The organism is Luminiphilus sp. nBUS_07 (assembly GCF_051201685.1).
In the GTDB taxonomy this organism is placed as follows: domain Bacteria; phylum Pseudomonadota; class Gammaproteobacteria; order Pseudomonadales; family Halieaceae; genus Luminiphilus.
In genome coordinates this window covers 2,754,024-2,778,843 of sequence record NZ_CP179213.1, presented here as the reverse complement: position 1 = coordinate 2,778,843, position 24,820 = coordinate 2,754,024, and the positions used below count along the sequence as shown (strand labels likewise).

The window sequence follows — 24,820 nt, the reverse complement described above, 5'->3', positions numbered from 1 at the left end:
AAAAGGTGGTCTCACTTGCGATAGATAGAGCGGATGATGGGAAGTATACCGATATGAAACCACCTGTGCGCTAGAATCCACTGGCGGATAACCTCAGAAGTGGTACCATTCCCGCCCTTTTTTTCTTAACCGCGTCCAATGCCCATGACAACTCAACCCGTCTACAAGGTTATTTTCCAAAACGGAGGCCAAGTCTTTGAGGTCTTCGCGAGACAAATATTCCAGAGCGACATGTGGGGTTTTATTGAGGTTGAAGAGCTGGTATTTGGTGAGCGGTCAGCCGTCCTCGTTGACCCCTCGGAAGAGAAGTTAAAGAACGAGTTTTCGGGCGTGAAGCGCAGTTATATTCCGCTGCACTCAGTTATTCGCATCGATGAGGTAGAGAAGGAAGGCACGGTTCGCGTATCTGAGGCATCTGCTACTGGGGCGAAAATTTCCCATCTGCCGTTTAACGGCATGCCGTCTGCTCCATCAGGGGGCGATGACTGACTCGCCTTGCGCCCTTGAATTACGGGCTGCTTACCACCACATCTTGGATGAGCGTAAAAGAATGCCAAGTGACGAGGTAAGCTGTAATGAGCAGCGAAGACGATCATAGTTCAGACAAACCAGACACCACCGATGGCCACGGCTTTCTCGAGGGCGTGTCGGCGCACTACGAGTTGGGAGCCAGTGATGTCGTAGCAGAACAGGCATCGACTCCAGCAGTCGCCGCGGACGTGTTGCCCGAAACGCTAGTGCTACTCCCGCTGCCCGGGCGCCCTTTTTTCCCCGGTCAGGTGCAGCCGATTGGTCTCAATCTAGATCAGTGGCAAAAAACACTGGCAGCCATATCTGAGCAGGGCAAAGGATTGTTGGGGTTGGCTTTTGTTGGTGATGTGAATCCAATAGACGTCGTCAGCAGCGATTTTCCAGACATGGGCTGCGTTGTAAGACTTCATCAACCTCAAGGGCAGGCTGAGAATTCTGGGCAATTCCTAGCTCAGGGTATTAAACGGTTTCGTATTGTTCGCTGGCTACGCGAGGACGGTCCGTTTATTGCCCAGGTTGAGTACCCGCGCTCCAAAGGTGAGCGTGATAGCGATGAGGTTAAGGCCTACGCAATGGCAATTATTGCTGCCATTAAAGAGCTGTTACCGCTGAATCCTCTTTATTCCCAAGAGCTCAAGCAATACCTAGGCAATTTCAATCCGAATCAGCCGAGTCTGTTGGCAGACTTTGCTGCAGCTATGACGACAGCTTCCGGGGAGCAACTGCAAGACATCCTGCAGACTCTGCCTCTGGCTACGCGTATGAATCAAGTGCTGGAGTTGCTGCGACGAGAAAAAGAAGTTGCTGAGCTTCAAGGAGAAATTAGTCGAGAGGTCAATGCAAAAGCCTCCGACAACCAACGCGAGTTTTTTCTTAAAGAGCAAATGAAGGTGATCCAGCGAGAGCTGGGAATTTCCAAAGATGATAAAACATCGGATGCTGAAAAATTCGCTGAGCGCATGTCGATACGCAATCCTCCGGATCACGTTTCCGCGCGTTTTTCAGAGGAATTAGACAAGCTTAAGGTGTTGGAATCAGGTTCACCTGAGTATGCCGTGACACGAAATTACCTCGATTGGATCAGTTCCGTGCCGTGGGGTGTGTTTTCAGATGACAACTTGAATTTAGAACATGCTCGCAGTGAGCTTGATCGGCACCACGATGGCCTAGGTGATGTTAAGCAGCGTATTACCGAGTTTTTAGCTGTGGGCAACTTCAAGGGCACCATTGATGGTTCTATATTATTGCTTGTCGGCCCGCCTGGGGTCGGTAAAACCAGTATCGGTAAATCTGTTGCTGACGCTTTAGGCCGAAAATTTTTCCGATTTAGTTTGGGCGGTATTCGTGATGAAGCCGAGATCAAAGGGCACCGTAGAACCTACATTGGTGCGATGCCGGGTAAGCTGGTTCAGGCTTTAAAAGACGTCGATGTCGCGAATCCGGTAATCATGCTTGATGAAATCGACAAGGTGGGACGCTCTTATCAGGGCGATCCGGCCTCGGCACTTCTGGAGGTACTGGACCCAGAGCAGAACACCGAATTTCTCGACCACTATCTCGATTTACGTGTTGACCTTTCACGCGTGCTTTTTATCGCTACGGCTAATCAGCTAGACACCATTCCTCCGGCGCTTTTAGATCGTATGGAGACAATTCGTCTTTCGGGCTATATCGCTGAGGAAAAGCTAGACATTGCCCGTAACCATTTATGGCCAAAATTACTGCTAAGGCACGGGGCGAAACCCTCTCAGATACGCATTAATGACGCGGCGCTTCGCTTGGTCATTGACGGCTACTGCCGTGAGGCGGGTGTGCGTCAGTTGGAAAAACACCTGGCGGCCGTAATAAGAAAGGCGATTGTGCAGCTTGTTGACGGTGATGCTTCCCGTGTTCGACTGGGCAAAAAGGACATAGCGGGCTTGCTTGGTCAACCTCGCTACCGCAATGAACGACCCTTGCGAGGTAAAGGCGTCGTGACTGGCTTGGCTTGGACCGCGCACGGCGGTGTCACTCTCGCAATCGAGTCGAGCAGAATTCATACCTTAAATCGTGGTTTCAAGCTCACTGGGCAACTGGGTGAGGTGATGAAGGAAAGTGCAGAAATCGCATACAGCTATTGCGTTGCCCATCTGGCTGATTTTGGCGGTGCTGAGGATTTTTTTGATACATCGATGGTTCATTTGCACGTGCCTGAGGGCGCTACCCCAAAAGACGGGCCCAGTGCAGGTATTACGATGGCGGCAGCACTCATATCCCTTGCGCGAGGTCAGCGGATAAAGCGTCCGCTAGCCATGACGGGCGAATTGACATTGACTGGGCAAGTGCTCCCGGTGGGTGGCATCCGAGAAAAAATGGTGGCGGCTCGCCGAGCTCAAATATCAGAGGTCGTATTGCCTTCTGCTAATCGCGGTGACTACGAAGAGTTACCCGATTATTTAACCTCAGGTATGACGGCACACTTTGTCGGCAGTTTTGATGAGGTGTTTGAAATTGTGTTTGCTGGGGCTGTGCCCAAACGCCCTCTACACTGAGGGAGGGTTGTCAGGGTGCGTTGGCTGTGAGAATTGCTCTAATAGGCGAAGGATGGCCCTCGGCGGTTAAGCTTGGGTCGCTGTTATCAAGGAATTGCTCGAGAGAGTGAAAGGTCATCCAAGGTGTTGTTCGCTGTTCGTTTGTGGTGGTCGTGTTGATGTCCACTATGTCTGCGTTTTTAAATCCGACCTTTTCTAGCCAGCCGCGCAGCGTCACGGGACTGGGCAGACACCAGACATTACCCATTTTGGCGTAGCGATTTGGGGGCACGAAAACCGTGTTGGGACCGCCCTCAACCACCAGTGTTTCCAAAATCAATTGACCGCCGGGCCGCAGCGTATTTCGAAGATCGATAAGATGGTCTAGCGGTGATCGGCGGTGGTACAAAACCCCCATAGAAAAGGTCGTATCGAAGGCGCGAAGTTGCGACGGCATTTGTTCTAAGGTAAGCGGAAAAATATTGATGTTGGGTTGATGTAAGTAATGCTGCACAGCGCGAAATTGCAGATTTGAGAGGGGGCTTGGATCGATTCCGATGACTTCCTCTGCGTTAGCTCCAAGCATTCGCCAGCTGTGGTAACCGCTGCCACATCCCACGTCTAGCACTCGTCGCTGGGCAAGATCTTCCAGAGCGCCCTCAAGGCGGTTCCATTTCCAGTCAGAGCGCCACTCAGTATCAACGTGACAACCAAAAAGTTCGAAGGGACCTTTCCGCCAAGGGTGCAAACCTTGCAACGCTGCAGTAAGTTGGTCGCGCTCACTGTTTGTGACAGCCCCCGTGCACCCCACTCGATCCGTAGACATATTGATCGCGTCTACCTTAAGTTTTGGCAGCGTTGATAGAGCTTGGAGCCAACGAGGTATATCGCCATAGCGGGCGCTTGAGAAGCCTTGGGCAAGCTGCGTTGGCAAAACCGCAAGCCATGGCTCCAGCGGCGTTCCCTCCCAGCGTCCCCTTAGCTGCTCCAGCTCCTGCGCTATGAGCTCTCTCATTTTTGGTTTGTCCCTGCGAAAAACCGCAAGTCTAATACTTGAACGGGCTGTTTGGCGGTAAAGCTTTTGGTATTTCGTGTTGTCACAGCAGGCCGGGGGAGATCTGGTTGCAAACCAGAGGCCTGATTCCTACTTACACGAGGCTAATTTAGGTCTGTTATCTCTCTGAATTCAATAGATCACCAGCTGTGTTTTTGCTCGCCGGTATATAAAGGCTTAACCAAACTTCCAAAAGGGGCCCCTGTCCCGTGCATTTGTCTATGGATCTCGAGGATATCAACCGGCGGTTGGCAGCGAGGTTGCTGCTGATCCATAATCCATCACCGCTCGCTAATGAATCTTGAGAAATCGTTATGTTTGAAGAATTACCCCTATTGCCGCCAGATTCTATACTCGGCCTGGCTGCAGAGTGCCGAGCTGACCCAAACCCTGACAAGGTAGACCTGACTATCGGTATCTACATGGACGAGTCAGGAAATTGCCCCGTCTTTAACGCAGTTCGCCTGGCGCAGCGCCAACTTGTCGATGAGGAACAGACGAAGTCCTATATTCCCCCTCAAGGGGACCCTCAATTTATCGAAGGTTTGGTTGAGCTGGTTGTAGGCAGTGATGCGCTGGGAGTTCGGTCAGGCAATGTAGGGGCGGTTCAGGCGCCCGGTGGATGCGGCGCCGTTCGGTTGGGTGCGGAAGTTCTCAAAGCATCGGGAACCAAAGGTAAAGTTTGGGTGAGTGATCCTACCTGGCCAGTGCATGTGCCACTGATTACCAGCAGTGGGTTGGAGTTGGGCCAATACCGATACTACGACCCTGCGACCCACGGTGTGGATTTCGCCGCCATGACCGATGATCTCGCTGCTGCGGGGACGGGGGATATTGTTCTGCTGCATGGCTGTTGTCACAACCCCAGTGGCGCGGACCTTACACCTGAGCAATGGCGCGAGATTGCTGGCATGGCCGCGAGTCAGGGTTTTACCCCTATGGTGGATTTGGCGTATCAAGGGTTTGGTGAAGGTCTTGATACCGACGTCTACGGTTTGCGTTGCCTAATAGAACAGGTTCCGGAGGTGGTCGTAGCAGCCTCGTTGTCAAAAAACATGGGCTTGTATCGAGAGCGCACTGGAATGGCTATTTTTGTGGGTCCCAACAGCCGCACGGCCGAGGCTACTGTCAGTCAGGCAAAAGCGGCAGCCCGACGTATTTATTCGATGCCTCCCGCTCATGGTGCACTTCTGGCCGGGCGCGTTCTGGGTGATCCCGTTTTGCGAGCTGATTGGGAAGCCGAGTTGACCGCAATGTGTGTGCGCATCAACGGGCTACGCTTGGAGTTCCAAAAGCGGCTTGAAAACGCTACGGGACGAGATTTCGGTTTTATCGCTAAAGAAAAGGGCATGTTTTCTTTCTTGGGGCTATCTGAGGAGCAAGCAAAGCAGGTGAGATCCGAGCACGGCCTTTATATGCTTAACTCATCGCGCATTAACATTGCCAGCTTAAATGCTGGAAACATGGACCGTGTGGTGGCTGCGGTGACCTCGGTCCTTTAAACGCCGATAGTGCACCCGTGCACGATTTAGCCTTCCAGCTCTGACCAGCGCTCAATCGCAGTTTCAAGATTGCGATTGAGCTGTTCAAGATCGTCTAGCCGCTTACGGACAATGTCTGGGGGTTGCTGATAAAAGTCAGGCGCCGCGATCTGCAGCTCAAGTTCGGCTTGCTGCCCTTCTAGGTCTTCAATGTGGCCCGGGAGGCCTTCTAATTCGCGCTGTTCTTTGTAACTCAGCTTTCTTTGGGGTTTCTTTTGGGTTTCCTCTGGATCAATGACGGTAATTTTTCTAGAAGTGAGTGGTGTGCTGTCAGTCACGGCTTCGGCGGTCAGTCGCCCACCTCGTGCCTCCCAATCACTGTAGCCTCCCGCCTGCTCTTCGATTGTGCCGTCCTCGCCCATCACAAGGAGGCTGGTGACGACGCTATCCATAAAGTCACGATCGTGACTAACGAGCAGGAGTGTTCCCTTAAAATCTGCCAATATTTCTTCGAGGAGCTCGAGGGTTTCTATATCTAAATCATTCGTGGGTTCGTCCAGCACGAGCAAGTTTGCGGGACGGGTAAAAAGCCTCGCGAGAATGGCGCGATTACGCTCGCCCCCTGACAGGGCTTTAACGGGAGTGCGGACCCGTTCTGGGGTGAACAAAAAATCACCGAGATAACTGATCGCATGCCGCCTGCGACCATTGATTTCAATAAACTCTTGCCCACCGCAAATGTTATCGATCAGGTTGGCCTCGGGGTCGAGCTGGCCTCTCAATTGATCTGAGTACGCGACTTCAAGTCGTGTGCCCACCTGAACAGCGCCGCTGTCGGGTTGCAGCTCGCCGAGCAAGAGTTTCACCAGTGTCGTCTTGCCAATACCATTTCGGCCAACGATGCCCACGCGGTCGCCGCGTTGGATGATGGTTGAAAATCGATCAACGACGGGGCGAGACCCCCAGGAAAAACTGACCTCCTTTAGCTCGGTGACCAGTTTTCCTGAAGCCCTAGCGTCTTCCACACTAAAACTGGCAGTTCCCTGCCGCGCTCTGCGCTGGGAGCGTTCCTCTCGTAACGCCTCTAAAGCCCGTACACGGCCTTCATTGCGTGTCCGTCGCGCCTTAATTCCTTGCCGAATCCAGACTTCTTCTTCAGCCAATTTTTTGTCAAATAGGGCATTGGCTTTGGCTTCTGAGGCGAGCTCTTGCTCTCTAAACTGCAGGAAACCTCTGTAGTCGCCCTGCCACAAAGACAAGTGCCCGCGTTCCAACTCAGCCATGCTGGTCACACAGTTTTGTAAGAAACGCCGGTCGTGACTGATGACGACTAATGCGCCTCTAAAATTCTTGAGATGGCTTTCCAGCCACTCTATCGTTGGTATGTCGAGATGGTTCGTGGGCTCGTCGAGAAGCAGGATGTCAGGTTGGGTCACCAGTGCTCTTGCGAGGGAAACCCTGCGACGCCAGCCGCCAGAGAGGGCTGCCATCGACGTGTCCGTAGGCAAGCCCAGCTGAGAAATTACTGTTTCAACGCGCTGCTGTAACTGCCAACCGTCCTCGGCTTCTAATGCCTGTTGAATGTTAGCCAGTTCATCCATGTCGGCTTCAGATCCAGAGGCAATAATTTGGTGGTATCGCGCTAATAATTGACCTGCGGCTTCCAGGCCCCCGGCGACCACGTCGTAAACCGTAACATCCTCACCATCGGGCAGTTCCTGCTCGAGCCTTGCTAAACGGGCTCCGGGGTTTAGCCACCGCTCGCCGCCATCCGGAGCCAGTTCTCCCGCCAAAATTTTGAACAGCGTGGTTTTGCCAGCACCGTTGCGGCCAAGCAAGCCAACGCGCTGTCCCTGATCCAAATTTAAACTTACGCGATCAAGGATGACATGACTGCCAAAGTGGAGTTCTACCTCGTCAAGGCGCAGCAGGGGCATAGTGTTGTTCCGAATTTAGGGGCGGGCAGTGTACGCCATCCCATTCCAGTCTCCGAATCGGTTAAAATAGGCGCCTCACAAAGGAGAAAATCGTGTACCCACATGTTACTGACAACAGCGATCGCTGGATTGCTCGCTGGCTCACCGTCTGCGCGGTTGTTATTTTCGGAATGATTCTCTTGGGTGGGGTTACGAGGTTGACGGACTCGGGATTGTCGATGGTGGAATGGCAGCCTATTATGGGCGCCATTCCTCCGCTAACTGCCGCTGACTGGGATTTGGCTTTCACCAAGTACCAGCAGTTCCCCGAATACCAAAAAGTTAACTACGACATGGATCTGGCAGGTTTCAAGGTCATTTTCATGTATGAGTATTTGCATCGCGTCCTCGGGCGTTTAATCGGCGTGCTGTACCTGTTTCCGATGGTGTTTTTCATGGTGAGGGGAATGGTACGACGGCCTTTAAAGCCTAAGCTGCTTTTGCTGTTCGTGCTCGGTGGCTGCCAGGGGTTACTGGGCTGGTATATGGTGAAGAGCGGGCTGGTCGATCGACCCGATGTATCACAGTATCGATTGACAGCACATTTAGGGCTCGCTGTGCTGGTTTACGGCTACATGGTTTGGCTTATTCTGCAGATAACCTCTCCCCACCGTCAAATAGTGGGTGGACACTCGGTAAAATTTTATGCACTCGCCGCCTTGGTGTACCTGATGATATTGAGTGGTGGGTTCGTGGCTGGAACCGACGCGGGGTACAGTTATCCCACTTGGCCCCTGATGGGGGACCACCTGATACCACCCTCGATTTATGCCGAGGGATGGATTTCCGCTTTCGAGCAGGTGACAACAATCCAGTTCAACCACCGTTTATTTGCTTACGGACTCGTTTTGCTAGTGGCCAGTATCGCCATCACTAACTTTCGAGGAAGCTCGGATCCCCGTGTGAAGTGGGGCGCGGTGGCATTGTCTCTCGCGTTGGTATGTCAGGTAACGTTAGGTGTTTCCACCTTGCTGACTCACGTGGCAGTGCCCATAGCGGCTGCACACCAAGGCGGTGCCGTTGTTTTGCTTACGGCAGTTTTGTTTTTTACCCACGCGCGTTTAACGGAACGCTCTCGCTTCTGAGCCGAAGAAAACGAGGGTGTTCCAAATTTGAAGAAGGGCAAATGTCCGGACTCTGAACCTAATGGGGTGCATTGCATCCTTACAAACTACTGTCATACCCTGTGGGCAACGCGATTTAGCTTATTCAACGAAGTGGGGGGTTCATGGGGAGTGTCGAAGACGACGTGCTGCTTGCATGTTTAGTCATTTTGGCCAGGCACCACGGCCTCCCAGCTACTCCAGAGTCGCTTAGTGCTGGTTTACCGCTAACAGAAGCGGGAATCACAGCCAGCTTTCTGCAGCGTGCGGCAAAAAAGGTTGGGCTGAACAGTCGCCTGCGCAAAATCGCGATCAAAGACATTCCAGATTCCGTCTGCCCGGCCATTTTGCTGCTTGAGGACGGCGATGCGTGTGTTTATCTGGGCCCAACTAAGGGCGGCGCTGTTGAGGTGATTTATCCACGTCTCGTTGACTCGGTTGTCGAGGAAGCACACGCAGATTTAGAGGCCAAGTTCTCAGGCTTTGCTTTGCTGGCGCGCCCCAAGTTTCGTTTTGACAGCCGCGTGGACTCTAGCGACACCAATCGCGATGGTCATTGGTTCTGGTCGGCAATCCGCGAGAATATGCCTGTTTACAAGGACGTTCTCGTTGCAGCATTTTTTATTAATTTATTTGCTTTAGCCGTTCCCATTTTCATGATGAATGTGTACGACCGAGTCGTACCAAACGCCGCTTTTGATACGTTATGGGTGCTTGCGACGGGTGTGGTTATCGTATTGGTCGCCGATATGGTGCTGAAATCAATGCGAGGGCATTTTCTCGATCTCGCGAGCCGTCGGGTTGATGTTGAGTTGTCTGCGAAAATCATGGAGCGCACCCTAGGTATGCGATTGGAGTACCGACCTGCATCCGTTGGTTCCTTTGCCGTTAACCTGAGGTCTTTTGAGACCCTTCGGGACTTCATCACTTCAACGACGATCACTACCATTGTCGACCTGCCATTTTCGGTTTTATTTTTAGCCGTTATAGCCTGGATTGCGTGGCCACTGTTGATTCCCGTTTTATTGGGAGTCGCCGCCATTTTGGTCTACGCGTTATTTGCCAGAGGGAGGTTGCAGCGCCTTACCGAGTCAACGTATCAAGCGGGGGCCCAGCGAAATGCGACACTCATTGAGTCATTAACGGGACTCGATACTTTAAAAGCGCTTGGCGCAGAATCAGTCATGCAGCGTAAGTGGGAGGAAACCACGCGGTTTCTCGCGGGTGTTGGCGTAGACCTAAGGTTGGCGACTTTATCTGTCACGCATTTCACAATGTTCGCTCAGCAATTGGTCACAGTCGGCGTGATCATTGTTGGGGTTTTCCTCATTTCAGAGGGACAATTGACGATGGGTGGTTTAATTGCCGGGTCGATGCTGTCAAGGCGAGCCATGCAGCCCTTTGGGCAGGTCGCGGGGCTGATCACTCAGGCTCACAATGCTCGGATGGCACTAGATACCTTAAACGGTTTGTTTGAAATGCCGGCCGAACGGCGTGACGGCGGTGCGTTTGTTTCCCGAGATAGTTTCCGTGGCGATGTGACGTTTAACAACGTGTCCTTTGCATATCCTGGCAGCGAAACTGCTTCAGTGTCGGGCATTTCTTTTAGCATTAAGGCGGGGGAGCATGTCGCGATTGTAGGCCGTGTGGGTTCAGGGAAGTCGACGCTTACCAAACTCGCAATGGGGCTTTATGAGCCAACGGAAGGCGCGGTTCTCATTGACGGCATTGATCTCAGGCAGCTTGATCCCGCTGAGTATCGAAACGCCGTGGGCTATGTCCCACAGGACGTCACGTTGTTCCACGGTACGCTGCGGGAAAATTTGACTTTGGCGCACCGTGGTATAGAGGATTCAAGCTTGGTGCGCGCTGCCCAGCAAGCGGCCCTTATTGATTTTGTTAATCGCCATCCTCGAGGCTTTGATATGCCCATAAGCGAGCGCGGTGATTCCGTTTCTGGGGGACAGCGTCGTTGTATTGCTCTGGCACGCAGTTTGGTACATACGCCGGGAATCTTGTTTTTCGATGAACCTACGGGGTCGATGGATAACACGACTGAGGCAGTGATCAAAAAAGAACTCACAGCTTATTTACCGGGACGCACCTTATTACTCGTGACGCATCGCAATGCTCTGTTGGAGCTCGTTGATCGGATTATCGTCATAGATGGTGGGCGCATCGTCGCGGATGGCGCTAGGGAGACTGTCTTGGACGCACTCAAGCAAGGCAAGATAGGGCGGGCGCGCTAATGGCAATTTGGGTTTTACGTCCTGGGACAGACGGCCAAGATATCGAGCCGCCACAAGAAGGCTCTAGACTGTTTTTGCCGGCCCCCCACTGCGACGTAAATCTATGTGACCTTGATGACATTGAGGTCATGCGCAGCACCCTCAAAACACTCAATCCCAGCTACGAAGAGCAGGTACTCGCGGCTGACGTGCAGGTCGCCTGGGCGTTTACTCACTGGCTGTCGGTTGCAGACCTTGTCATTGTTGCTAGTCGCGAGCAGGACGATGTTATTTCTGTCGCACGCATTGAGTCACGCTGCCACTACGAGGCGGGGGAGGCCAGTTTGGCCCACTTCTGTGAGGTAAAGTGGCTTGCCCAAGATATTGATCGTTCAATTATTCACAGCGAAGTGGCAAGCGTTTTTCTGGCCGGGGGTGATTTTTTCCAACTTCGGCGTGAGGCCGATCTCGCACACATAAAAGTCATTGATCAAAATGACTGGGAGCCCCTCCCAACAGACCTCGGCTATTCTGGTCGCGAACCTAAAGGGTTGTCGGAGGAGGCTCAAAAGCTAAGCTCAGCAACAGAGTCACTTACTGAGCAACAGACCGTGTGGGAGTTAATGGCTGAAGAGGCCATGCTTGAGCAGGAGCCCCTGAAGGCCCGACGTCTGCTGTATGCCATAGCTGTATCGGTGCTAATGCTTGTTGTATGGGCGTCTTGGGCGGAAGTCGATATTGTCACTCGGGGGCAAGGTAAGGTAATTCCCAGCCGGCAGGTTCAAATTCTGGGCTCACAAGATGGCGGTGTCATCACTGAGATTCTTGTTCGAGAGGGCGATCTCGTGCGACAAGGCGATTTGCTTCTGAAGCTTGATCAAACTCGCTCACAGTCAAGCCTTGGCGAGAATATGGCCGAGCGGTCTGGTCTAATCGTGAGAGCCGCACGGCTACGAGCGATGGTAGACGGTGAGGCCTTTGAACCCACAGAAGAGATGCGCAGCGATACACCAGACATCGTTTATCAAGAGCAGCAACTGTTCGACAATAGATTAGAAGAGTTAGAAGTTCAGAAGGGTATTGCAAGACAGCAGCTTAAGCAGCGGCGGGAAGAGCTGCGTGAGTTGGGCGTCCGCCGAGCACAGCTTGGTCGAGAATCGGAGTTGGCTACTGAAGAGCTTTCTCGTACGACTCCGATGATCGAATCAGGTGCAGTTTCTCAGGTAGAGGTTTTGAGGCTGCAGCGAGAAGTCAACAAAGCGGAAGGTGAGCTTAAGCAGACCCGAGCGCAGCTGTCCCGTGTTAGTGCATCCATTTCGGAGGCTGAGGGTAAGTTGGCGGGGGTAGAGTTGGAGTTTAAGAATGGTGTGCGGGAGCAGCTAGCGGATACGGTAAATCGTATCAATGCACTGACTGAGGCTGGTGCGGGGCTTTCGGATCGGGTGCGGCAGACCAGCTTGTTGTCTCCGGTGACTGGCACTGTTAAGCAGCTTTATTACAACACCTTGGGTGGCATTGTTTTGCCGGGGCGTGACATCGTTGAGTTGATACCCTCCGACGACTCTCTTTTGGTTGAGGTACGTGTCAGGCCTCAGGATATTGCCTTTATGGCCCCTGGCCAGAAAGCCAACGTCAAGGTAACAGCCTACGATTTTGTCGTATATGGCGGCCTTGAGGGCGAGGTTGAACAAATTGGCGCCGACACTGTTCTTGATGAGGAAGGTAACGCTTACTATGAGATTGCGGTGCGTACAGCCACCGTTGATTTTGGTGAAAACAAACCGATCATTCCCGGAATGACAGTGGAAGTGGATATTTTGACCGGGAAAAAGACAGTGATGGCCTATTTAATGAAGCCCGTTCTAAGAGCGCAGCAGAGGTCGTTGTCGGAGCGTTGAAACATGTCTTCATAACCGCCAGCGAAATGCCATCTCAACGATGGTACCGAGCATTTCCAGATTTAACGCTATTTAACTCGGTTAAAGCCTACATGGTGCAAGCGCATAATCGTGCAGCTGTGTGTTGGCTAGACAGCCTAGGCCTCAGCGACTCTGAACTGTTAAAAGCATCGGGGATTCTAGCGAAAGAATCTGCGCCGGTTGTGGTGCTCAGTGCGACACCCAGCGAATCGGAGGCTTTTAGTGTTTTAGCCACAGGCGTGAAAGGCTATTGTCATGCCGAATCTGTACCTGAGCAGTTTGTTGAGGTGGCACAGGCTGTCGCTTCCGGGGGGTATTGGGTGCCACCTGAGCTGGTACAGCGTTTTGCAACGGCTGCACTAACTGTAGGTGCAGTTAAAACATCTGAAGTGCCGGAGGGTTTTGATCAACTTACCGAGCGCGAGTATCAAGTGGCGATGGCCGTTGGCAAGGGTTTTAACAATAAAGAAATTGCGTCGCAGCTTGGATTGGGCGAACGAACGATCAAAGCGCACCTGACCACAACATTTGAAAAACTCCAAGTTCGAGACCGTGTGCAGTTGGCCCTGATAGTTAATCGACTCCCTCTGCACTGAATACCCGCATTATCACTGGGGATATAACCCCTCTCCCGATCTTTGAGGTCAAAGATGGACAGGGGCCGCCGTCCCGCCATTTAGGCGCGCTAACAGTGCTTAAACTCCCGTACGCTTTTATCCTGTTCGGCACAAAAACGTGATTGATAGCACATAAAATACCCAGCTGCCTTTCCCTTTTGTCCATAGCGGAATGCTTGGCTATTCCTGAAAATGGAGGGATCACAGGTGTAATTAGTATAGGCAGCTTCCATGGCTAAGTTTGTTGGCACAATTTCGAAACTCACCGGAACGGTTTTGGCGCGCGCGGAGGATGGCAGCATGCGCGAGCTCAAGCTCGGTGATGACGTATTTGAAGGTGAGGTCTTAGTCACGGGGGGCGAGGCACTTGTGGAGGTGATGTTTCAAAATGCTCCGCCGATTGTGCTTCCTGGTAATCGTGAATTGCTGCTCAGTGGTGAGGTAACGGTAGACGGGCGCAACACGATTACCGACGCTGTTTTAGCAGGAGAAACGCCGCAGCTTTTAGGCACTGCAGAGGATGGAGAAATTGACTTCAACCTGCTGATAGAGGAAGAAGCGACTGCTGCTGGAGCGGGAGGCGAGGGTAGCTCCTTTGTCCGACTGGGCCGAATTGGCTTTGGGCCCGAACCTCTGGAGCCTTCCAATGCCGGTGCGCCATCGGGTGATGCAGCTGGGGATTCCAGCGCATTCGACAATGATCTGGCGCTATTAGATGACGAAGACGACCCCGAAGACCCTATAGCCCCTGAAGACCCCCCCATTGTCGTTGACCTCAATCAGGGACCTGATGCCATTGACGATCGGGTCAGTGCGCCGTTTGGAGAGTCGGTGACGGTATCTGTGCTCGCAAATGACACCGATCCCGAGAATGACCCTCTTACCGTTACTGATGTGGGTGATGCTAGCTTCGGGGTCGCTACGATTAACGACGACGGAACAATTACCTACGTACCCAACGAGGATTTCTCTGGCGAGGATCAGTTTTCTTACACAATTAGTGATGGTAATGGCGGTACAGATACTGCGATCGTTTTTATCAATGTAAATGAGCCGCCACCCTCGCCCAATTTGGCCCCAGACGCAGTCGATGATGATTATGTGGTGGCTTTCGGAGGGGAGCTTAGCGGCAACGTTATCTTAGAAAATGACATTGACCCTGAGAACGATACCCTCACGATTACCGGCAATACGTCACCACAGTTTGGAGATCTGGTACTGAATGCAGACGGCAGCTTTGTTTATGTGCCGGATGCTGACTTTAGCGGTGATGATCAATTCACTTACACCATTACCGATGGAAACGGTAATCAGGATACGGCGACGGTGCAAATTACCGTTTCTGATGCGCCTAATAATCCTCCTGATGCCGTCAATGACTCGGTGACGACGGCGTTTGAAAGCGCCATCGACATTAATGTCTTGGGGAACGATTCTGATCCAGACAATGATGCCCTATCAATAGTCAGTAACACGCAGCCCTCAAATGGCGTGGCCGTTGCCAACCCGGATGGGACTTTTACCTATACCCCCAATGCGGGTTTTGTTGGCACTGATTCCTTCGACTACAAAATCTCAGACGGTCAAGGTGGAGAAGATACGGCGACGGTGCAAATCACTGTTTCTGCTGATTCTAATAATCCTCCTGACGCTGTCGATGATTCGGTAGTGACCGGGTTTCAAGACGCCGTTGTTATTAATGTGCTCGCTAACGATAGTGACCCCGACAATGATGCGCTGTCGATTATCAGCAATTCGCAGCCTTTAAACGGTACGGTGGTTATTAACGCTGATGGCACGTTTACCTATAGTCCTGACGCCGATTTTTCGGGTAACGATACTTTTGAGTACACAATTTCTGACGGGCAGGGTGGTGAAGACACTGCCAACGTAACCATCCAAGTTGGTTCGCCACCGCCACCGCCACCGCCGCCGCCCAATTTAGCGCCAGACGCAGTTGATGATGATTATGTGGTGGCTTTTGGAGGGGAGCTTAGCGGCAACGTTATCTTAGAAAATGACAGTGACCCCGAGAACGATACCCTCACGATTACCGGCAATACGTCACCACAGTTTGGAGATCTGGTGCTGAATGCAGACGGCAGCTTTGTTTATGTGCCGGATGCTGACTTTAGCGGTGATGATCAATTCACTTACACCATTAGCGATGGAAACGGTAATCAGGATACGGCGACGGTGCAAATTACTGTTTCTGATGCGCCTAATAATCCTCCTGATGCGGTCGATGACTCGGTGACGACGGCGTTCGAAAGCGCCATCGACATTAATGTCTTGGGGAACGATTCTGATCCAGACAATGATGCGCTGTCGATTATCAGCAATTCGCAGCCTTTAAACGGTACGGTGGTTATTAACGCTGATGGCACATTTACCTATAGTCCCGACGCTGATTTTTCGGGTAACGATACTTTTGAGTACACAATTTCTGACGGGCAGGGTGGTGAAGACACTGCCAACGTAACCATCCAAGTTGGTTCGCCACCGCCACCGCCACCGCCGCCACCGGGAGAGCAACCGCCTGTTGCTGTCGATGACGGTGCGACAACTGCAGAAGATACTGCAGTGACGTTTTCGCTCATCGCTAACGACACAGATTCTGATGGCGACCTGGACGTCGGCACCGTTGCGATAGTCTCTGGCCCTGCAAACGGGTCCCTCCAAGTAAACGCCGATGGCACCGTGACCTATACGCCCAATGCCGACTATAACGGCGCCGATGTCTTTAGCTACACCGTATCGGATGAAGCAGGCCAGGTCTCTAACGTGGCAACGGTGAATCTTCAAGTAGATGCCCAGCGCGAAGTGGCGGCGTTTACCGACAACTGGGTTAATGGTGTTGAATACGCGGCTTACGCGAGTGAGGCGGCTTACCTCAACGGTGAGGCAGCGATCGCTCAAGGTTTGACAGGAGATCAGGACGGTGTGCCCGGATCATTTTCCTTTGAGACCGGCGAGTTTATCGTTTTCAAAGTTGGAGATGTCATCGTCGGTGAATTTGGTGTCAATCAGCTCTCTGGAGAGGTTCTGTTCATTCATGACATCGCTGGTATCGCAATGTCCAACACCAACGCAGATCAGTTGGAAAACACCGCTATTTTTCTGCAGGCTCTGGACGATAACCTCGCGGGCGCCGTTGACGCTGACGGTGACTTGCTTACCAACGCCATTACCAATTCAGAGACAGCGTTTACAGACGGTATTACGATTACTGCTGAGGTTAGAGCTGCTTTTACGGGGTACATTGATTCGGCGACGGGCGAGCCACTCGACTTATCAAATTCAGGAAAAGTCCAGGTTTCAGAGGCTCTCGCTACTCAAAATATTGAGTTTACTCGCCAGTCAGAGGCCGATCCAAACCCCGGCGACGGACTGCAAAACATCTTCGAAACTGAGGCAATGGATCACGTTACTGAAACGGTAACATTGCTTGATGGAACGCCTGTCGGTGGCTTTGACGCACGAGAAGAAGATATACCGGTTGACGGCCTCAACCCCATTGCTCAATACGCAGTGACGGGTCTTGATACTGAAGACGGAGACGATAGCACTGCACGGATCGCATTTGACCGGGATGATTTGCTCAACGGGGCGCAACCCAATCAAGTGATCTACGAGAATCTAGAGATCGAATTTCGTGGCGCCAGTGCCGGCCCAGATCAGGAGATTGATGGTGTTACTTACCAGACAACAGCCGCCCAGGTCACTCTTGATGGTGTCAGTAGAGTCGTCGGTACTGTGTTTTTTAACGATGATACTGGTCAGGGCTTTATTCAACTTGACCCCTACGATTCGGCAACTGATACCGGAATAACGACCGCTGAAATTCAGAGTGGAGCGCTGTTTAATCTTGAGTTCGGCTACACGGTTTGGGACTGGACTGCGCCCCTCGACGTCGTCATAAACCCGACCCCTGAAAAGTCTTACCTTGCGGCTGAAATTACCAACGTTGTCGAGGGTGAACTGATCGAATTTGAGCTCACCAGTAGCGTGACGTTTGATACCGACGAAAAGCTAACCGTCAAATTCGCGCCAGAGGGCAATGGCTTTAATTTTGCCGAGTATGGTGACGATTTTATCGTACCCATTGAGTATTCCACCGATGGTGGCGTTACTTGGCAGGTCATGGAGACCGCTCCAGACCCTTATTTTGCCCCCCCTTATCCTTTGGCTCTTCCTGTTTTTGAATTCACTCTGCCCGCTGGCTCTGATTCGGTGTTAGTAAGAATCCAAACTTTCGATGATGTGACCGATGAGGACCCTGCTGGATCAATCGATCCTGTTAGTGGCCAGGGCATAGAAGTTATTGACATGTTGATAGAGGGCGACAGCGATAAGTTTTTTGAAGGTAATTTCGCAGATGGCGCTCCAGCCTCAGCGACCTTTCAACCGGGGATTATTGATAACGACCCCAGCGCACCTGCGCCTTACATTGACGTCAATTTTGTGCAAGTTTACGAGCACGACGGTAATGGTGTGTTTACCATTACCTTGTATGACGCTAACGGGAATGTTGCTGTTGCTGACAGCGCCGTTACGATTACTTACAACACAACGAATTTGAGTGCGCAGGCGGGTTCCGATTATCAGTCTATTGCAGGCACTGCGACTATCGTTGCCGGAGCATCATCAGTAACGGTATCCGTGCCGATTATCGACGATGACTTTGTCGAGCCAACGGAAATAGCGCTGCTTGATGTCACAGTTGTATCGGGTCAGTTAGGTGGGATTGATGTCATTAATAGCGATCCTCAGGGAACTCTGAGGATTTACGATAATGACAGCGGCGTGTTCAGTGTTGCTGATACCACCGTCGTAGAGGGTGATGTGGTGACAGGGCAGGGTGCTGGTGTCCTTGTAACTGTTACGCGTTTTGGTGCTGGTCCAGAACAAGGCAACCAGACTGTCACCATTTCTACACTACCCATATCAGGTCCAGATACCGCACAAGCCGAAGATTTTACGGCCATTACGAATGTGGTCTTAACCTTCGCCCCCGGAGTGACCGAGCAAACAGTATTCATTCCGATTAACGATGATCTTCTCATTGAAACCCAAGAGACGTTTCGTGTTGAGCTCAGTAATCCAACGGGTGAGGCTTCCATCGCCCAGCCCGGACTAGCTGCCGATGATGGTGTCGCGGTTGTCACGATCATAGACAACGACTCGTCGATCATTCTAATTGCAGACGCGGAAACAGAAGAGGGAAGCTCTGCGGTCTTTGCCGTTACCCTAACTAAGGCCTCGGCCGCCCCTGTAGATGTGACGTTTACAGCAGAGATTCTTTCGGCGAACACGGCGGAACCGGCTGATTTTGACGCCTCTAATCTTGTCGTCACTTACGACAATGAAGGGCAATCTACAATCATCAACCAGAATGGTGACGGCAGCTATACGGTGCCAGCGGGGGTGGTTGCTCTTACCGTGGCAGTGCCCACTACTGATGAAGATATTTATGAAGGTGAGGAGACGTTTACCTTATCTGCTACTACCGATGATGCTGATTACGATACGACCGATATTGGTACCGGATCCATCTTCGATGATGGGTCGAAGCCCGATGGCGATGACCCTGACGATGAACCCGATGATGATCGACCTACACTAAGCATAAACAATGTTTCAGTCGATGAAGATGCAGGCACCATTGTATTTACGGTGACTCTGCTCGGTGAATCTGAATTGCCGGCTAACGTCAATTATACGGTCTCTGAGGACTCAGCTACCGACCCGGAGGATTATTCTGCTGGCCCTGATGATGGCTTGAGTGGCGTGCTCACGTTTGAGCCAGGCGTAACTACACAAACAATAACGCTTAACGTTACCGACGACGCACTGGCAGAGCTTCCAGAAACCTTTACGGTCGATTTATCTAATCCTTTCAACGCCATAATTGGTGATGGCCAAGGGATCGGTACGATCCTCGATGAGGATGATCCTGATTTTGAGGACACCATTACGTTGAGCGTAATTGCGGTTGATGCAGGCGGTAATGAGATTGCGCTTAGTGAGGCGGCAGAGGGCGAATCTCTTTACTACAAAGTGATTGCAGTCGACAGTTTGGGCGCGACGGTTTCGGGTTTGGATGGGACTGCTGTTGAGGTTGTCTTTAGCAACCTTACCGCAGCATCCACAGATTACACACCGTCAGCTACGACCGTTTTAATTGGTAGCGTATTCAGCGCTGCATTAATTGACGATTACAACCTGGAGGGCGCGGAAACCTACACCGTGGGCTTGGTGCCCGATGTGGGGTTTGATGCCGCGCAATCGGTTTATGAAAAGGTAGAGATAGGCACTTCATCGGTTACTTCAACTATTCTTGATGGTCCTGATGAGCCGGATCCTGAAGACCCAGAAGACACGGTCTATGCGGTCATCAGTGTTGACGACACCAACATAGCAGAAGGCGAGCAGGCGATCTTCACGGTCTCGCTGCAGGACAAGGACGGCAATGCGGTTACGGCGCCGAATGATATTGAGGTGGCGCTGGTCTGGTCGGGTGCGGCAGCGACAACGAGCGATGTAACGCCGTCCCCGTTACCTACGACCGTGACGGTGACCGGCGGCGATAGTGCGGCATCAGTAACGGTATCGGCAGTTGATGATTACATTAAGGAGAGTTCGGAGAACCTAATAGCGACGATTGTCGAGCCACTAGAAAGTTCGAGTTTTGAGAACCTGGCGATTGGTGACGTTGATGGTAATAACGCGAGTGCAACGACAGCGATTACGGATGAGGGTGATCCAGGATCTGATGACACGATTAGCCTGAGTATTAGTGGGCCAGATACCGTAGTTGAGGGTGACTTAACCACTGACTACACCGTGGCATTGAAGGATGAGAGTGGGGGCCTAGTCGCAGCACAAGAAGACGTGGTTGTTACGATTACGTACACCGGTACGGCGACGGATGGATTGGATTACACCAGTCAACAAGAAGTGACGATTCTCCAAGGCGCTACCAATGCGACTTTCAGCTTACAAACAACAACTGATGTCGAGGTGGACCCTAATGAAACTATTATTCTATCAATCAGCACGACGAGTGATGGCGGTTTTGAAGCGCTTGAGGTCGACGAGGGCAACGATGAAGTTACTACGGTAATTGTAGAGCCGCCGCCACCATCCGAGTTTTACGTTGGGTTAAGTGGTGCGGAGTCGGTTGTTGAGGGAGAGTCGGCCGAGTACACGGTGACCTTTGAGGATGCGGCTGGTAATGCGGTGGCGTTGCTGGCGGGTGAGAGTGTCACGGTAACGCTGGGTACGACGGCGGCTGGTTTGGTGTTGGCGGCGACGGAAGGCGTTGATTACGTGTCGGTAGATGGCGACACGGTAACGATCACGGGTACGGCTGGGGGCGTTAGTAGCACGACCTTCACGGTTGAGACGACGGATGATTATCTGGCCGATGACGGTGAACAGTACATTGTTGAGATCAGCGATCCGTCGAGCACGGGTCTGGGTTCGACGGTGGGCATAGCCACCGGCAAAGACACGGTCACGACGACGATTGCAGATCAGACGGGTACGGATGATCCCCCGGGAACAGAAGACACGGTCTATGCGGTCATCAGTGTTGATGAGTCGTCGATAGTAGAAGGCGAGCAGGCGATCTTCACGGTCTCGCTACAGGACAAGGACGGCAATGCGGTTACGGCGCCGAATGATATTGAGGTAGCGCTGGTCTGGTCGGGTGCGGCAGCGACAACGACTGATGTATCGCCGTTCCCGTTACCGACATCGGTGACGATAGCGGCGGGCAGCGGCTCAGTAACGGTTTCAGCGCTTGAAGATGGAACGGTAGAGCCTGATGAGCCGCTGACGGCGACGATCGCTAGCATTACGGATCCGCAGGATAACTACGAGAACTACGAGCTGGGTACGCCGGCGGGCACAGGTCTGAGTGCGACAACGGTTATTGAGGATGCCTCGCCGCTGAAGGTGGCGTTGAGTGGTGCGGAGTCGGTTGTTGAGGGAGAGTCGGCCGAGTACACGGTGACCTTTGAGGATGCGGCTGGTAATGCGGTGGCGTTGCTGGCGGGTGAGAGTGTCACGGTAACGCTGGGTACGACGGCGGCTGGTTTGGTGTTGGCGGCGACGGAAGGCGTTGATTACGTGTCGGTAGATGGCGACACGGTAACGATCACGGGTGCGGCTGGGGGCGTTAGTAGCACGACCTTCACGGTACAGACGACGGATGATTATCTGGCCGATGACGGTGAACAGTACATTGTTGAGATCAGCGATCCGTCGAGCACGGGTCTGGGTTCGACGGTGGGCATAGCCACCGGCAAAGACACGGTCACGACGACGATTGCAGATCAGACGGGTACGGATGATCCCCCGGGAACAGAAGACACGGTCTATGCGGTCATCAGTGTTGATGAGTCGTCGATAGTAGAAGGCGAGCAGGCGATCTTCACGGTCTCGCTGCAGGACAAGGACGGCAATGCGGTTACGGCGCCGAATGACATTGAGGTAGCGCTGGTCTGGTCGGGTGCGGCAGCGACAACGACTGATGTATCGCCGTTCCCGTTACCGACATCGGTGACGATAGCGGCGGGCAGCGGCTCAGTAACGGTTTCAGCGCTTGAAGATGGAACGGTAGAGCCTGATGAGCCGCTGACGGCGACGATCGCTAGCATTACGGATCCGCAGGATAACTACGAGAACTACGAGCTGGGTACGCCGGCGGGCACAGGTCTGAGTGCGACAACGGTTATTGAGGATGCCTCGCCGCTGAAGGTGGCGTTGAGTGGTGCGGAGTCGGTTGTTGAGGGAGAGTCGGCCGAGTACACGGTGACCTTTGAGGATGCGGCTGGTAATGCGGTGGCGTTGCTGGCGGGTGAGAGTGTCACGGTAACGCTGGGTACGACGGCGGCTGGTTTGGTGTTGGCGGCGACGGAAGGCGTTGATTACGTGTCGGTAGATGGCGACACGGTAACGATCACGGGTACGGCTGGGGGCGTTAGTAGCACGACCTTCACGGTTGAGACGACGGATGATTATCTGGCCGATGACGGTGAACAGTACATTGTTGAGATCAGCGATCCGACGAGCACGGGTCTGGGTTCGACGGTGGGCATAGCCACCGGCAAAGACACGGTCACGACGACGATTGCAGATCAGACGGGTACGGATGATCCCCCGGGAACAGAAGACACGGTCTATGCGGTCATCAGTGTTGATGAGTCGTCGATAGTAGAAGGCGAGCAGGCGATCTTCACGGTCTCGCTACAGGACAAGGACGGCAATGCGGTTACGGCGCCGAATGATATTGAGGTGGCGCTGGTCTGGTCGGGTGCTGCGGCGAATGCGGGTGATGCGGCACCGTTGCCGACGACGGTAACGGTGACCAATGGCAGTACGACGGCGACAGTGATTGCGGTTGATGATTACTTTAAAGAGACGTCAGAAGACCTGATAGCGACGATTACGGGATTGGTGGATCAGGATGATCCGGATGCGTTTGAGAACCTGGCGGTTGGTGACGTTGATGGTAATAACGCCAGTGCAACGACAGCGATCACGGATGAGGGTGACCCTGACGAGGCTGACACGGTCTATGCGGTCATCAGTGTTGATGAGTCGTCGATAGAAGAAGGCGAGCAGGCGATCTTCACGGTCTCGCTGCAGGACAAGGACGGCAATGCGGTTACGGCGACGTCGGATATCGACGTGACGTTGGAATGGACGGGCGCTGCGGCGAATGCGGGTGATGCGGCACCGTTACCTACGACCGTTACGGTGACCGGCGGCGATAGTGCGGCATCAGTAACGGTATCGGCAGTTGATGATTACATTAAGGAGAGTTCGGAGAACCTAATAGCGACGATTGTCGAGCCACTAGAAAGTTCGAGTTTTGAGAACCTGGCGATTGGTGACGTTGATGGTAATAACGCGAGTGCAACGGCAGCGATTACGGATGAGGATGATCCTGATACCGATGATACGGTGATCTTGAGCATCGGCGGGCCTGCCACTGTTGTCGAGGGGCAGGTAACTTCCGACTATACGGTGGCTTTGACTGACGAAAATGGCAATGCCGTTGTGGCAACTGAAAATATAGCTGTCGATATTACTTACACCGGTACCGCGAGTGATGGTAGCGATTACGTCAGCGAGGCTCAGGTTATTGTTCTGGCCGGTAACTCCGATGTGACGTTTAATTTAACGACCCTTGACGACACTATTCCAGATAGTGGTGAAACGATCATCCTTACGATTGGCACAGCCAGTGATGGCGGGTTCGAGGTGCTTGAGCTGGGCGAAGACTCAGTGACTACAACTATCACAGATGATGACCCCACCGGCGACGATGACGACGACGACGATGACGACGATGACGACGATGACGACGACGATGACGACGACGATGACGACGATGATGACGACGACGACGATGACGATGACGACGATGATGACGACGACGACGACGATGACGACGACGACGACGACGACGATGATGACGATGATGACGACGACGATGACGAGGATGATCCCATTGCTATTGATTTGGATGGCGATGGTGTTGAGTACCTGTCCAAGGAGGACGGCGTTACCTTTATTGACCAGGCCTCGGGAGCCGTCGTAAATACGGCTTGGGTGGCCCCTGATGATGGGTTGTTGGTCATCGATGCGGATAATTCCGGAACCATCAATGAATCTAAGGAGTATGTCTTTACTGAGTGGAGTGAAGATGCGGAGACGGATCTCGAGGCGGTAGCAGAGGTCTTTGATACTAATGACGACGGTGTACTCGATGCGCAAGACGATCAATTTGATCAATTTGCTGTTTGGCAAGACACCAACTCAGATGGAATCACGGACGAAGGGGAGCTTCAGACGCTATCGGAACTGGGTATCGAGAGTATTGATCTCAACTATAGCGATGACAGTGAATCCAGCACTGCGGCGGACGGTGATGTAACCATTCACGGTCAATCGGAGGTAACGTTTACCGATGGTTCGTCTTCGGTTGCTGAGGATGCGAGTTTTGCTGTCAGCGTGGAGGACCTATTTGGCGATGACGACAATCTTGTGCTCCCTGAAGAAAGCGATGAGGTACCGGCAGGGGTCGACTCGGCAACACCAAGAGGGGCCGGCGGAGTGTTTGATTATGATGCGGGGATGTTAGAAATCGACTTAATGAATTCTCAAAACCCTGACGACAAACCTGCCCCAGAGTCTGATTGACCGGAATTGAGGTGAAATAACGCCACATCGGAGCCTCGGTGTGGCGTCTTGCTCAAAGAAATGACAAATTCTTCGATGTAGGCTGTCTGTTTCAGAGGCTATTCTTTGCCCAGACGCCCGCTCCGGCTGATGCACCCGATTAGCGACAAAAGTCGCAGTATGCCTTGCTCTGGGTCGCGATGGC

Annotated in this window: 10 protein-coding genes; 8 read left to right on the top strand and 2 right to left on the bottom strand. The window is 52.7% G+C overall.

Going from position 1 to position 24,820, the window contains the following annotated elements:
- The first annotated feature begins 144 nt into the window (after positions 1-144).
- On the top strand, positions 145-489 hold the full coding sequence (locus ACMAZB_RS12370) for a DUF1820 family protein (protein ID WP_435212265.1): 345 nt from the start codon (positions 145-147) through the stop codon (positions 487-489).
- Positions 490-575: 86 nt separating this feature from the next.
- Positions 576-3,062, top strand: coding sequence for an endopeptidase La (gene lon / locus ACMAZB_RS12365; RefSeq protein WP_435217580.1), 2,487 nt, complete (start codon positions 576-578; stop codon positions 3,060-3,062).
- A 10-nt stretch (positions 3,063-3,072) separates the two neighbouring features.
- Here the strand turns inward: lon and cmoB are convergent, their stop codons facing one another.
- Complete coding sequence (gene cmoB / locus ACMAZB_RS12360; protein ID WP_435217578.1) at positions 3,073-4,056, bottom strand: tRNA 5-methoxyuridine(34)/uridine 5-oxyacetic acid(34) synthase CmoB; 984 nt, start codon at positions 4,054-4,056, stop codon at positions 3,073-3,075.
- A gap of 353 nt (positions 4,057-4,409) precedes the next feature.
- Between cmoB and ACMAZB_RS12355 the strand changes: the two genes are divergently transcribed.
- Positions 4,410-5,597 carry an aromatic amino acid transaminase gene (locus ACMAZB_RS12355; RefSeq protein WP_435217576.1) on the top strand — a complete coding sequence of 396 codons (1,188 nt, stop codon included), beginning with the start codon at positions 4,410-4,412 and terminating at the stop codon, positions 5,595-5,597.
- A gap of 26 nt (positions 5,598-5,623) precedes the next feature.
- On the opposite strand, the gene ACMAZB_RS12350 is transcribed toward ACMAZB_RS12355, so the two are convergent.
- On the bottom strand, positions 5,624-7,513 hold the full coding sequence (locus ACMAZB_RS12350; protein WP_435217574.1) for an ATP-binding cassette domain-containing protein: 1,890 nt from the start codon (positions 7,511-7,513) through the stop codon (positions 5,624-5,626).
- Between the two features lie 92 nt (positions 7,514-7,605).
- Here ACMAZB_RS12350 and ACMAZB_RS12345 point away from each other — a divergent pair, with 92 nt between their 5' ends.
- From ACMAZB_RS12345 to ACMAZB_RS12325, 5 genes are all read left to right on the top strand, one after another.
- Positions 7,606-8,637 carry a COX15/CtaA family protein gene (locus ACMAZB_RS12345; RefSeq protein ID WP_435217572.1) on the top strand — a complete coding sequence of 344 codons (1,032 nt, stop codon included), beginning with the start codon at positions 7,606-7,608 and terminating at the stop codon, positions 8,635-8,637.
- Between the two features lie 143 nt (positions 8,638-8,780).
- Positions 8,781-10,904 (top strand): type I secretion system permease/ATPase, encoded by a 2,124-nt coding sequence (locus ACMAZB_RS12340; protein ID WP_435217570.1) that lies wholly within the window; start codon positions 8,781-8,783, stop codon positions 10,902-10,904.
- Positions 10,904-12,781 carry an HlyD family type I secretion periplasmic adaptor subunit gene (locus ACMAZB_RS12335; RefSeq protein WP_435217568.1) on the top strand — a complete coding sequence of 626 codons (1,878 nt, stop codon included), beginning with the start codon at positions 10,904-10,906 and terminating at the stop codon, positions 12,779-12,781. Before ACMAZB_RS12340 ends, ACMAZB_RS12335 begins: the two co-directional genes overlap by 1 nt.
- A gap of 26 nt (positions 12,782-12,807) precedes the next feature.
- Entirely contained in the window at positions 12,808-13,398 is a 591-nt protein-coding gene (locus ACMAZB_RS12330; protein WP_435217565.1) for a response regulator transcription factor, read from the top strand.
- A gap of 252 nt (positions 13,399-13,650) precedes the next feature.
- Positions 13,651-24,636 (top strand): retention module-containing protein, encoded by a 10,986-nt coding sequence (locus ACMAZB_RS12325; RefSeq protein ID WP_435217564.1) that lies wholly within the window; start codon positions 13,651-13,653, stop codon positions 24,634-24,636.
- Positions 24,637-24,820 lie beyond the last annotated feature (184 nt).